Annotated in this window: 13 protein-coding genes, 1 tRNA gene and 1 pseudogene; 4 read left to right on the top strand and 11 right to left on the bottom strand. The window is 69.8% G+C overall.

Annotated features, from left to right (window positions below; genetic code table 11):
- Positions 1 to 478: 478 nt before the first annotated feature.
- The 6 genes and pseudogenes from ACY45C_RS05360 to ACY45C_RS05335 all read right to left on the bottom strand — a co-directional run bounded on the left by ACY45C_RS05360 (position 479) and on the right by ACY45C_RS05335 (position 6,974).
- On the bottom strand, positions 479 to 1,624 hold the full coding sequence (locus tag ACY45C_RS05360; RefSeq protein ID WP_462186539.1) for a homoserine kinase: 1,146 nt from the start codon (positions 1,622 to 1,624) through the stop codon (positions 479 to 481).
- Positions 1,621 to 2,754 carry a threonine synthase gene (gene thrC / locus ACY45C_RS05355; protein WP_462186538.1) on the bottom strand — a complete coding sequence of 378 codons (1,134 nt, stop codon included), beginning with the start codon at positions 2,752 to 2,754 and terminating at the stop codon, positions 1,621 to 1,623. The genes ACY45C_RS05360 and thrC overlap by 4 nt, the downstream gene beginning before the upstream one ends.
- Positions 2,751 to 4,034 carry a homoserine dehydrogenase gene (locus ACY45C_RS05350; protein WP_462186537.1) on the bottom strand — a complete coding sequence of 428 codons (1,284 nt, stop codon included), beginning with the start codon at positions 4,032 to 4,034 and terminating at the stop codon, positions 2,751 to 2,753. The genes thrC and ACY45C_RS05350 overlap by 4 nt, the downstream gene beginning before the upstream one ends.
- Positions 4,031 to 5,347, bottom strand: a pseudogene (gene lysA, locus ACY45C_RS05345) (diaminopimelate decarboxylase); the annotation flags it as partial. The gene ACY45C_RS05350 and the pseudogene lysA, both read right to left, overlap by 4 nt.
- A 187-nt stretch (positions 5,348 to 5,534) precedes the next feature.
- Complete coding sequence (locus tag ACY45C_RS05340) at positions 5,535 to 6,563, bottom strand: DALR anticodon-binding domain-containing protein (RefSeq protein WP_462186536.1); 1,029 nt, start codon at positions 6,561 to 6,563, stop codon at positions 5,535 to 5,537.
- Positions 6,564 to 6,587: 24 nt separating this feature from the next.
- Positions 6,588 to 6,974 (bottom strand): response regulator transcription factor, encoded by a 387-nt coding sequence (locus ACY45C_RS05335; RefSeq protein ID WP_462186535.1) that lies wholly within the window; start codon positions 6,972 to 6,974, stop codon positions 6,588 to 6,590.
- Between the two features lie 73 nt (positions 6,975 to 7,047).
- On the opposite strand from ACY45C_RS05335, the gene ACY45C_RS05330 reads away from it, so the two are divergent.
- Positions 7,048 to 7,119 (top strand) — tRNA-Arg (locus ACY45C_RS05330).
- Positions 7,120 to 7,324: 205 nt separating this feature from the next.
- Here the strand turns inward: ACY45C_RS05330 and ACY45C_RS05325 are convergent.
- Positions 7,325 to 7,945, bottom strand: coding sequence for a helix-turn-helix domain-containing protein (locus ACY45C_RS05325; protein ID WP_462186534.1), 621 nt, complete (start codon positions 7,943 to 7,945; stop codon positions 7,325 to 7,327).
- Between the two features lie 129 nt (positions 7,946 to 8,074).
- Here ACY45C_RS05325 and ACY45C_RS05320 point away from each other — a divergent pair, with 129 nt between their 5' ends.
- From ACY45C_RS05320 to ACY45C_RS05310, 3 genes are all read left to right on the top strand, one after another.
- On the top strand, positions 8,075 to 8,455 hold the full coding sequence (locus ACY45C_RS05320) for a hypothetical protein (protein WP_462186533.1): 381 nt from the start codon (positions 8,075 to 8,077) through the stop codon (positions 8,453 to 8,455).
- Between the two features lie 99 nt (positions 8,456 to 8,554).
- Positions 8,555 to 9,028: a hypothetical protein gene (locus ACY45C_RS05315; protein WP_462186532.1), complete on the top strand. Its 474-nt coding sequence runs from the start codon at positions 8,555 to 8,557 to the stop codon at positions 9,026 to 9,028.
- Positions 9,029 to 9,047: 19 nt separating this feature from the next.
- Positions 9,048 to 9,356, top strand: coding sequence for a hypothetical protein (locus ACY45C_RS05310; RefSeq protein WP_462186531.1), 309 nt, complete (start codon positions 9,048 to 9,050; stop codon positions 9,354 to 9,356).
- On the opposite strand, the gene ACY45C_RS05305 is transcribed toward ACY45C_RS05310, so the two are convergent.
- From ACY45C_RS05305 to ACY45C_RS05290, 4 genes are read right to left on the bottom strand one after another with little or no spacing between them, the layout of a single operon-like run.
- Positions 9,299 to 9,763 carry a Scr1 family TA system antitoxin-like transcriptional regulator gene (locus ACY45C_RS05305; RefSeq protein ID WP_462186530.1) on the bottom strand — a complete coding sequence of 155 codons (465 nt, stop codon included), beginning with the start codon at positions 9,761 to 9,763 and terminating at the stop codon, positions 9,299 to 9,301. The genes ACY45C_RS05310 and ACY45C_RS05305 overlap by 58 nt on opposite strands.
- The gene (locus tag ACY45C_RS05300; protein WP_462186529.1) at positions 9,687 to 9,857 is read right to left on the bottom strand and encodes a DUF6879 family protein; all 171 of its coding nucleotides are present in this window, start codon (positions 9,855 to 9,857) and stop codon (positions 9,687 to 9,689) included. Before ACY45C_RS05300 ends, ACY45C_RS05305 begins: the two co-directional genes overlap by 77 nt.
- The gene (locus ACY45C_RS05295; protein WP_462186528.1) at positions 9,782 to 10,531 is read right to left on the bottom strand and encodes a glycoside hydrolase family 26 protein; all 750 of its coding nucleotides are present in this window, start codon (positions 10,529 to 10,531) and stop codon (positions 9,782 to 9,784) included. Before ACY45C_RS05295 ends, ACY45C_RS05300 begins: the two co-directional genes overlap by 76 nt.
- Complete coding sequence (locus tag ACY45C_RS05290) at positions 10,521 to 10,994, bottom strand: hypothetical protein (protein ID WP_462186526.1); 474 nt, start codon at positions 10,992 to 10,994, stop codon at positions 10,521 to 10,523. Before ACY45C_RS05290 ends, ACY45C_RS05295 begins: the two co-directional genes overlap by 11 nt.
- Between the last annotated feature and the right edge of the window lie 455 nt (positions 10,995 to 11,449).

The following is an 11,449-nucleotide window of genomic DNA, read 5'->3' as shown; positions in this document are numbered from 1 at the left end:
ACTCACGTGCGCTCTGCGGCAGCACGTTGGTGGTGTCGCTCAAGGTTTTCCTTCCCTGAAGGAACTGGCTCCTGGTGAGCCGGGCGTTGCTTGTGGACCTTCTTCGCCTGCACACATGCCGGATGAAGGGGTATACAGCACCGGATGGGCGAGCATCGCGCCCGTGTACGGCGCCAGCGGCCGACTGCCGCGAGCGAACTCGCCGATCCCGCCTGGGGAGTGCCGGTGTGGAGCCAAGGCAACGACGACGAAGCTTATACACCGGAGCCCCGAACCATGTTCCATCTGGCGAGACCAGAGCGGCACGGCGGGAGCGAGCACGCGCCGCGGTGGCAGCGGGTGCAGTCACCAGACTATCCAGCGGCAGACACCTCGGCAACAACCTTGAGACGTCAGGACTTCCCGATGTGACACACAACCGCGAATCGGGAGCTCGCAGCGCCAGCCGTCGCAGCGGATCCCACCGCAGGCAACCGGGTCATGGCGCCGCGGATCGACATCGGATGACGCGTGCACCGCGTCTATCCACCGGCAGCGGGGCGACGGAGAACCCGGCACCCGCCACATCCACCGCCGCCGCGGCCTGTTCACCGCCGACGGCGAGGGCGATGACGGATGGCCCCGAACCGGACAGGGCCGCCGCGATCCCCCTGCCGCGCAGCCGACCGACGAGGTCTGCCGACGCCGGGACGCCGGGGAACCGGTAGGGCTGATGCACCAGATCCTCGGTGGCACGCAGGAGTGCCTCGGCACGTCGGGACGGCTGCCCGGCTGCCGGCTCGGCTGCCGACATCGTCAACGCCAGCAGCGCGGCCCGACCGAGGTTGCGGGCGGCGTTGGCGAATGGAACGCTGCTCGGCAGCGCCCCGCGCGACTGCTCGGTCGACTGTCGTATCGCGGGGATGAAGATCACGGGTCTCAGCTCGGCGAAGGGATCGACGCGCAGGGACCGGGCACCGTCGCCGTCCGGCCACGCAACGGTGAAGCCCCCGCTCAGCGCCGCGGCGACGTTGTCCGGGTGCCCCTCGATGGCGCTGGCGAGCCGCAGCATGCCCGCAGGCCCGAAGAAGCCGGCTCCGGACGCCGCGCCGGGCACCGGGCCCGGCTCGGGCGCGTCATCGGACACGGAGTCCGCGCCGGCGTCGAAAACGGCATCGGCGTCGAAAACGGCATCGGTCTCGAAGGCGGGCCCGAGGTCCGGCTGCGCGAGCGCGGCGGCGGCGACGACCCCGGCGACGATCGCCGCGGCCGAGGATCCCAGCCCGCGGCCGTGCGGGATCCGGTTGACGCAGTGCAACGCGAGACCGGGCTGCGCCCGGCCGAGGGTGTCGAAGGTCGCCCGGATCGCCCGGACCACGAGGTGCGTCTCGTCCCGGGCGACGACGTCCGTGCCGACGACGTCGACGGTGAGGCCGGATCGGGTCGTCTCGACATCGACTTCGTCATACAGGCCTAATGCCAAGCCGAACGCGTCGAAGCCAGGGCCGAGATTCGCGCTGGTCGCCGGCACCCGGACCCGGACCCGCCGCGACACGCCGTCGGCGGCGGTGACCGGCCCGGACCGACCGGCCCGCTCGGCGAAGGCTGCCGTCCCGCCTGGACACGGGGAGAACCGAGTGGTCACGAGCGCCGCAGCCCCAGCGCCTCGGCGGCGCCCGCGACGGTCGGGCGGATCGTTTCCGGCCGGGCCGCGCCGCTGATCGCCCAGTCAGGGTCCTTGAGGCCGTTGCCCGTGACGGTGCACACGACCTGCTCGCCGGGTTCGATCCGGCCGGCCGCCCGCGCCTTCAGCAAGCCTGCGACGCTCGCGGCGCTGGAAGGCTCCACGAAGACACCCTCCCTGCGGGCCAGCAGGCGGTAGGCGGCGAGGATCTCCCGGTCGTTCACGGCGTCGATCAGACCACCGGAGGCCTCCCGCGCCTCGACGGCGAGACCCCACGAGGCCGGGTTGCCGATGCGGATCGCCGTGGCGATCGTCTGTGGCGAGGTCACCACCTCGCCCCGCACGATGGGCGCGGCACCCGCTGCCTGGAAACCGCACATCCGCGGGCGGCCGCTGGCGATCCGGTTGTTCTCCTCGAGGTAGCCCCGCCAGTAAGCGGTGATGTTGCCGGCGTTACCGACCGGCAGGCAGTGGACGTCCGGGGCCCGGCCGAGCGCCTCCACGATCTCGAAGGACGCCGTCTTCTGCCCCTCGAGACGGAAGGGGTTCACCGAGTTGACCAGGGTGACCGGCGAGGTGTCGGCAAGTTCGCGCGCCACCCGCAGGCAGTCGTCGAAGGAGCCGTCGAGCTGCAGCAGCCGAGCCCCGTGGACAAGCGCCTGGGCGAGCTTGCCCAGGGCAATCTTCCCGCTGGGCACCAGCACCGCGCAGGTGATGCCGGCGCGGGCCGCGTAGGCGGCGGCCGACGCCGAGGTGTTGCCGGTGGACGCGCAGATGACGGCCTGGGAACCGGCGCCGACAGCCCGGCTGATGGCCACCGTCATCCCGCGGTCCTTGAAGGACCCGGTCGGATTCGCCCCTTCGATTTTGAGATGAACCTCACATTCGGTGAGGTCGGAGAGATGTGCCGCGGGCAGCAGGGGCGTCCCGCCCTCACGCAACGTGATGACGGGTGTGTCGTGCGCGATCGGCAGACGGTCCCGGTACTCCTCGATGATTCCCCGCCACGGCCGGTGCGGCCGCTCGGGCGCCGCGGACAGCACCGGCACCGCCGGCTCGTCCGCGAGCGGTGTGGATGACGTCGTGGTCACGGCTCACCTCCCTCAACCCGTATCACGCCGGACACCGCCCGGACACCTGCGAGACCGCGGAGCTCCTCGACGGTGGCGGACAGTGCCGCGTCCGGGGCGGCATGCGTCACCAGGACGAGGCTCGCGTCGTCGCCGCGGCCGTCCTGACGAACGCTCCTGATGGACACATCGTGACGCGCGAACGCCCCAGCGACCGTCGCGAGTACGCCGGTCTTGTCGGTGACGTCGAGATTCACGTGATACCTCGTCACGGTACGGCCCATCGGCAGCACAGGCAGCGCGGCGTAGGACGATTCACCAGGGCCGCGACGGCCGGCGATACGGTTGCGCGCGACCGCGACCACATCCCCGAGCACCGCCGAGGCGGTCGGCGCTCCGCCGGCACCCTGGCCGTAGAACATCAGCTGGCCCGCCGCCTCGGACTCGACGAACACCGCGTTGAAGGCCTCCCGCACCCCGGCCAGCGGGTGGGTGCGCGGGATCATCGCCGGGTGGACCCGCACGCTGATCCCCTCGGTCTCGGCCGAGCGTTCCGCCACCGCGAGCGCCTTCACGGTGCAACCGAGCTCCCGGGCGCTGGCGATGTCGGCGGTGGTGACCTCACCGATGCCGACCCGGTAGACGTCGTCGATCGTTACCCGGGAGTGGAAGGCCAACTGGGCCATGATGGCCGCCTTCGCGGCCGCGTCAAACCCATCGATGTCGGCGGAGGGATCGGCCTCAGCATATCCGAGCGCACCGGCCTCGGCGAGCGCCTCGGTGAACGACGCGCCGGTCTCGTCCATCCGGGTCAGCACGAAGTTGGTCGTCCCGTTGACGATGCCGAGCACCCGGTGCACGCGATCCCCAGCCAGGCTCTCGCGCAGCGGGCGGATCAGCGGGATGGCCCCGGCCACGGCGGCCTCGTAGTAGAGATCGGTGCCGGCCGCGGCGGCCGCGTCGTGCAGCGTCGCGCCGTCCGAGGCCAACAGGGCCTTGTTCGCGGTGACCACCGACTTACCCCCCCGCAAGGCGGACAGCAGCCAGGAGCGGGCCGGCTCGATGCCGCCGACGAGCTCCATCACGATGTCGACGTCGTCCCGGGCGACGAGGCCCGCCGCATCCCCGGTGAACAGCGCCGGATCCACGTCGAGAGCGCGGGTGCGGCCCGGCCTGCGCACCGCGATCCCGGCGAGTTCCAAGGGAGCCCCGACCCGGGCGGCGAGATCGGCGGCGTTGGCCTGCAACAGCCGGACGATCTCGCTGCCGACAACCCCACAGCCGAGCAACGCAATCCTCACCGCGCCACCTCCGGGGAGGCCGGGCCGGCGCCCGGCTCGACAGTCAGGCCCGGACCGGCGTCCAGGCGCAGCAGGTCGTCCTCAGTCTCCCGCCGGACGATGATCCGGGCCGCGCCGTCACGCACGGCGATCACCGGTGGACGCGCCACATGGTTGTAGTTGCTGGCCATCGACCGGTGGTAGGCGCCGCTGGCGGGAATGGCCAGCAGGTCACCGGGCCGGACGTCGTTGGGCAGCGGCACGTCGTGGGCGACGACGTCCCCGGACTCGCAGTGCCGGCCGACGATCGTGACGACGTGCGTCGTGGCCAAGCCGGTCCGGGAGACCAGCCGGGCGGTGTAGCGGGCGTCGTAGAGCGCCGTGCGGATGTTGTCGCTCATGCCGCCGTCCACGCTGACGAAGGTGCGCAGCCCGGGCAGCTCCTTGACGGTGCCGACCTCGTAGAGGGTCACCGTCGTCGATCCGACGATGGCCCGTCCCGGTTCCACCGCGAGGCGCGGGACGGTCAGGCCCGCGGCGGCGCACTCCTTGCCGACCACGGCGGTCAGCCGCTCGGCGACGTCGGTGACCTCCAGCGGGGCGTCCTCTCCGGTGTAGGCGATGCCGAGGCCACCGCCGAGGTTGAGCTCGGGCAGTTCGAGGCCGTGGGTGTCGCGGATGCGCGCGAGCAGGCCCACCAGGCGGTGCGCCGCCAGGCCGAACCCGGCCGTGTCGAAGATCTGCGAGCCGATGTGCGCGTGCAGGCCGACGAGTTCGAGGGAGCCAGCGGCCGCGAGCACGCGTTCCACCGCCTCGGCCGCCGACCCGCCGGCCAGCGAGAACCCGAACTTCTGGTCCTCCTGCCCAGTGGAGACGTAGTGATGTGTGTGCGCCTCCACGCCCGGGGTGACGCGGATCAGCACACGCTGGCGCCCGCCCGCCTCGGCGGCGACGGCTGCCAGGCGGGTGATCTCGGTGAAGGAGTCGACGACAATCCGCCCGACGCCATAGCCGACGGCCGCCCGCAGTTCCGCGACGGACTTGTTGTTGCCGTGGAAGAGCAGTCGATCCGCCGGGAAGCCGACCGAGCGGGCCACTGCGAGCTCCCCGCCCGTACAGACGTCGAGATTCAGGCCCCCCTCATCCACCCAGCGAGCGACTGTGCGGCACAAAAAGGCCTTGCCTGCATAATAGACATCACAGTCGGCGAACGCCCGCCGCCAAGCCACGCACCGGGCCCGGAAGTCGGCCTCGTCGAGAACGAAGGCCGGCGTGCCGAACTCGGCAGCCAGCTCGTCGACCCGGATCCCACCGATCCGCAGCACGCCGTCGGCGTCCAGCCGGGCCGTGGCCGGCCACAGATTCTCCTCCAACGGCACCACCGCTGGGCTGTCGATCTCGCTCATCTCGCCTCTGCCTGCCTCAGGCCGCCTGGCCTGCCTCATGCCGCCTGTTTCACGCTTTCCGACCGGCTCGTTTCCGAACCCGCCCGGACGCCCGGACGGTCGGACCGACCGCTCGTCACATCCGCTCGGGGGCGCTGACCCCGAGCAGTCCCAGGCCGTTCGCGAGCACCACCCGGGTTGCCGCCACGAGGAGCAGCCGCGCACCGGTGGCCGGACCGGGCTCGGCGTCGCCCTGCGGAAGCACCCGGCAGGAGTCGTAGAACCGGTAGTAGACCCCGGCAAGTTCCTCGAGATAGCGGGCGAGCCGATGGGGGCCGCGCAGCCTCGCGGCGGACTCGATCACTCGGGGGAACTCGCCGAGCGCGCGCAGCAGCTCACCCTCCCGCGGCTGGGTCAGCAGGGCGACGTCGACCGGCTCGGTCGCGGCCGTGAGGCCCAGGGACTCGGCGTTGCGCAGCAGCGAGCTGATCCGCGCGTGGGCATACTGCACGTAGAAGACCGGGTTGTCACTGGTCTGGCGGGCCATCAGGTCCGGATCCAGCTCGAGCGCCGAATCCGGCGAAGAGCGGACCAGCCAGTACCGCGCCGCGTCGGCCCCGACCGCGTCGGCCAGGTCGTGCAGGGCCTGCTCGGACGCCCGGCGGTCGTAGTAGTACTCCGTGCCCACCTCGAACCCGGCCGCGGGCAGGATGCGCCCCAGGGCGTCTCCGACGGCCGCCCAGCGCGCCGAGGCCAGCGTCACCGGGCCGGTCGGGCTCGCGCTGACGAACTCCAGGTTGACCCGGACACCTCGTGGCCTGACCGCCCGGCCGTACCGGTCACCAGCCGACACCACCGTGCGGGCGATCTCCCCGAGGGCGGCGTCGGCCAGCCGGAAGTTGAGGAACCCCGGGCCGGCGACGTCCACGGCGGCGAGCTCGCTGTCGGTGGCGAGCCGCCGGGCCAACGTCTCCGCGACGGCGCGCGGCGGACGACGGGCGGCCCTGGCAAGCTGGAGCGCGACCGGGGATGCGTAGTCCCCGTGCTCGGGCGTCTTCGGCCGCTCCACCGTGACGGCGGTCGGCACAGTCACGTCCAAGTCGCCGTCCGCGACCGCGCGGCCGATGGCCGTCACGATGGCGTCAGCGAGATCGGCGGGGGTCATGACGGCGATGTTATCGGCGCCGGGTCAGACCGGCTGGCCGGCAGCCAGCCGCTGGACCACGCCGATGAGTTCGTCCGGGTCGAACGGCTTGGTCAGGTAGTAATCCACCCCGACCCGCACCCCACGCTTGACGTCGGCCTCCTGGGCCCGGGCGGTCAGCATAATCATCTTGATGGCGGCGGTGTCCGGTTCCTCCCGCAGCCGGGCGGCCACGTCCCAGCCGTTCATCCTCGGCATCATGATGTCCAACGTGATCACCTGTGGGGCGACCTCGCGCACCATCTCCAGGCAGTCCACGCCGTCTACGGCGGTATGGACCTCAAAGCCCTCCAACTCAAGGTTGACGACCACGAGCTGACGTATCACCGCGTCGTCGTCGACGACGAGGACTCGGGGGGTGGCAGGGTACACACCGGAAGCTTACGGCGACCCGGATTCCCGATCCGGCGTTCCGTCCTGGTAACGTAGGCCGTGTTGACCCGGGGCCCCCGTAGCTCAGGGGATAGAGCACCGCCCTCCGGAGGCGGGTGCGCAGGTTCGAATCCTGCCGGGGGCACGTACAGCATCCACGCAGCGAGGTAACTGGTCGGCTACTGTACGGAGCGCGGAGGCTTCGCGGAGGTGCCGGCAATCACTTCCGCCAGATCGGCGACCTGATCAAGGTTGATTGCTGAGATTTTGCTCATTCGCCTTCCTCGCCCGCTGGCGGCAGCAGACCCCGCGCGGCCCCGCCGCCCGGTGGCACGGAGGGATGAGGCGCTTCAGGTGTCGTCGCTGGTGACTGCCTCGCGGGCGAGGAGGAGGATCGCCTCGATCTCCTCGTCGGTGAGCGTGGCAATGTGCTCCAGCAACTCCTGGCGTGGGTTGGCTAGCTCAGGCTGAGGGGCGGGTACCCGGGCATCGGAGTTCTGCGTGGTGGCGCGCCGCTGCCGGTGCTGGACGTATCCCGCGACCAGGCTGCCGGCGGCGACTGCCACGACGCTGCCTGGGAACAGTGTTCCGGTCGCCTGGGCCGCAGCCGGGATCGAGCGCCGCGGGATCCCGACGGCCATGATCGAAGCCATCGGAGTTACAGCTCCGACAAGTTTCAGCGCGGCCTGCGCGCCCGCCCCGGTGGCTGCCGCCCTGAGTAGACGTCTGATGAGTTCGTCGCTGGTGGGGGCGGTGCTGGCGTCGAGCAGCGCCGCGCGGGTCATCAGCTCGGCCGTGCTGACCTGCAGGACCTTGGCGAGAGCGGCCAGCTTGGGCGGGGACGGACGACGAGCACCCTGCTCGATCTTGTCCATGTAGAGAGGGGTGATGCCCGCCTGTCTGGCCAACTCGGCTCGGCTCAGGCCGCGGGCCTCCCGTGCTTCCTTGATGGCGGCGCCCAGCACACTCACCTGTCCAGAGTAGCACGTACGCACAGAACTGGATCAAATCTCGCCCTATTGACACCCACATCGGATTACCCGACCATGGGAAAGCGATCTACTACGGATCGTTCTTGCTCAGAAGACAGGAGACTCGTTGTGGATGAGCTCCGACCGAGCGTCGAGGACGCCGCGACGGCCAGGTTTACGACTCTCGTCCTGGAGTTGCAGGCGATGGCGCACGGGGAGACCGAGATCTTCGATGCGCAGTTCGATCGGCGGATCGCGGCGGCTTCTCTGGGCGACTTCGGGGTGAACCTGGATACCATCAAGGCACTTGTTTCCCGGTTGGCCACGACCACTAACCCGGACGTCAACGCGGATGGCGAGAGGCCTGTGAACAGGGTGCTCGCCGAGCTGGCAGCAGGGCTGGCAGCGGTTGACCGGCACCTGGTCGAGTTTGTGAAGGCGACGATCAAGGAGATCGAGGAGTTCCTCAACGCCGAGGCGGAAGCCGCTGGCACTGAGGAGTCGAAATGAAATAACTTGCGCGTTTCGAACCCTCCACAGGCCTGTGACCTGCAATGATGCTCTCGATCGCGTATTTGTTACTTCATTACGTCCCCTGAGCCGGTCAACGTGGAGCTCAAGGACCCCGCAGGTGAGGTCGTCGAGCTGGAGGACTCCCTTCTGTGGAAGCTTATACGTGATGAGCTCCGCGACCAGATCATCGCCGATCTCATCGCTGCCGGCGGTTATGTGGCAGCTGTTCGGGAGTGGCTCAAGAGGAACGCGGCTCAGGCCGCTGCGGCGGTCCCTGCCGGTGCCGGCATCGCTGCGGAAACGGCCGCAGCGGGGGGAGGCGCGGGAGCTGCGGTTGTTCCCGCGGCCTGGCTCGCTGCACTGGTCGGTGCCGGGTATCTCGGCTACAGGACATCTGGGGCGACGGTCCGTGCGGGACGGAAGGACGCGGGCCTGATCCTCAACAGCGCGACGGCGAAGTTCAAGCACCGCCGTGTTCCCGAACTGGACGACGCCGTGGCCAGCACGCGGAAGGACACGATCGACCAGCTTCGGACCACCGGGCTGGCGGAGAGGCCCTGCCGTGGTTAGGGATGGCCGTAAGCGTGCGATGGGAGCGTTCAAGGCCGGCGTCGGAGGTGGGGTAGGAAAGGCCGTCGGCGGTGTAGTCGGCGGTGTAGTCGGCGCGCCGGCCGGGCCGACGACGGCGATCGCCGGGGCGGCGTTGGGCGCGGCCGCCGGCTATCTGGCGGGCGAGGCGGTGGAGACCGCTATGGAGAAGGGGGTCGAGGCTGCGGGGAGAATCGCAGACGACCTGCGCACATTCGCGGAGACGGTGGCTGTCATGAGCGATGGGACGGTCTATGCGGCGGCCGACAAGACAATCGACCTGGCAGTCGAGGCCGCGACCGCGTCGTAGTCCGCATGCTCGGGGACGCCGTGCTCCGCACCCGCGGTGACGACGACCCGGTCGCCGTAGCCGGCGATCTCACTCAAACGAGCGAACACCTGCGCGTAGAGGGCGATCTCGGTCGGCTGGGTAACCGTCAGGAACCCCGAGACCAGTTCAACGTTCCCCTGATCATTGTCGAAGATCCAAAAATCCTCGACTGGGCTGGCCAGGCCACGATCGCAAGAGGCGGGAATGACGCCGAGGGACACTGCGGACCACGTCGTGACCTCGGCCAGGTGCACACACTGGCCGCGCATGACCGCCGGCCCGCCGAAGCCGTTGCGCAGCACGGACTCCTCAATGAGGAATGCGGCGGTGCGCTGGTTGGGACACCGGCCCCGCCACAATCCGGACACGGCGGACCTCGACCCCACGGCCGGCCACCTCGGCGATCAGGTCCAGCCACGGCCGGGGGCCAGCCGCCGCCAGAACTCCTCCTGGTCGCCGACGAGCCGCGCCTGAAACCACGGGTCCCCGGCGGCAAACTCGCGTTTGAGGTTCCGCTGGTCAAGAGAGGAAGGGCACCCTGTGGCCATCGAGGACGGCACGGTCGCGGGTTTGCCGAACAATTCGAGATACCGCTGCGCGGCGTTTGGGTTGAGGTCGGGCGTGAGGGCCGACTGCACGTTCTCTGCCTCCTGGGCGCCGACACTATAGTACGCCTCGTAGGCAAGGATATCCTGGTTGGACGCGAACAGTTCGTACATCTTCTCGATGTAGTACGGGTTGTCTCCGCCGCCGCCTTTCCTATGGTCCATCCCCCATTCTGGTACCGCGAACTGCTTGCTGTGCTGCCGGGCGAACCTGCTGACGGTACACGCTCCCGAGTCACTGTTGCAGTTGTCGTCAAAGGTCTCCTGGCTTGTGGACGCCGGATACGAGTCGTACGCGTCGATGCTCACGATGTCGACAACGTCGTCTCCGGGGTAGGCGTCCCATACCCGGCCACCGTTCTGCATCCGGTTCCGGTGTCCGGTCATGTTCCAGTCGATCTGCACGTGCGGCGCCGTGCTTCTGATCGCCGTCACTACCTGCCGGAAGCACTGCTTCCATACCTCGGTGTCCCGTGGGGCCCACCAGAACCAGGTGCCGTTGAGCTCCCAGCCAGGGCGGACGATCGCGTCCGGCCTGTCATTGCGCACCAGCGTCTGGCCGAATGCCGCCCACTGCTGGTCGTACTCGCCCCGCGCGCACGCCGGCCTCATTGCCGTCCTCGGGAAACAGTGGCTGGGCCACCGACAGCATCCCCTGGTAGGCGTTCGGCCGGAAGCTGCTCATCGGCCAGTCGTCGCGGGTGATCGTCTGCCAGCTCCTCCAGGCGGTGAACACGACGGCCACGTCCGTCGGGCGGCCGAGCCATGTCTCCCAGGCGCGGATGTCCTGTGGGGGGTTCGCGTTCGTACCGGACGGCCAGGCCAGGCCACTACCAATCGCAGGGGCGGCCGGTGTCTGCGGCGTCTCCATAGGCGGCTCAGGCTGTTCCTCCGAGCCGCCCACCACGACGAGGAGGACGAGTACCACCACCATGGTGGCCGCACCGGCGCCGAGCAGCCCGAGTCTCCACCGGCGGGACGTACCGCCGGACTGTTCACGGCGACGCCCCACGCCTGACCCCCGACTCCGCAGATGGAAGTGACTCCTCCGAGCCCGGCGGTGCCGTGCTCCCCGCCCGTGCCTGTTGCTGTTCCGTCAGGCCCAGGACCTCTTGTCGCACCGCTTCGGGCAAACGCCGACGAGGACGAACTGTACCGTAACGTGAGGGTTGAGTTTCCGGAAGCTCCTGGCCTCGACGTACGATGGTGTGCGCCCTACACCAGCGCGTCCCGCGGCGCCCTGTCGGGCGCTACGCCGGTGCTCCGGCAGGCTCCCTCCGGCAGGCTCCGAGACCCGGCTGGGGACTTCCCGGGATGCCGGGTCAGTGATGGGTGGCGAACTGTCCGGCAGTGCGCCGGTGCAGGTCGGAGCTGGCCTCGTTCAACCCGGCCATCTCGACGTCGACACCACGGCTGCGGTACTTCGCCGCGACTGCCTCCAGGGCGGCCACGGCGGAGGTGTCCCAG

Source organism: Frankia sp. CcWB2 (assembly GCF_977927585.1).
This window is presented reverse-complemented; position numbering and strand designations above follow the sequence as displayed.

What these genes read in the sequence shown, in the direction of transcription:
- ACY45C_RS05340 (WP_462186536.1), bottom strand. Translation starts at nt 6,563, where the DNA reads ATGACCCCCGCCGATCTCGCTGACGCCATCGTGACGGCCATCGGCCGC.
- ACY45C_RS05310 (WP_462186531.1), top strand. Translation starts at nt 9,048, where the DNA reads ATGGGAGCGTTCAAGGCCGGCGTCGGAGGTGGGGTAGGAAAGGCCGTC.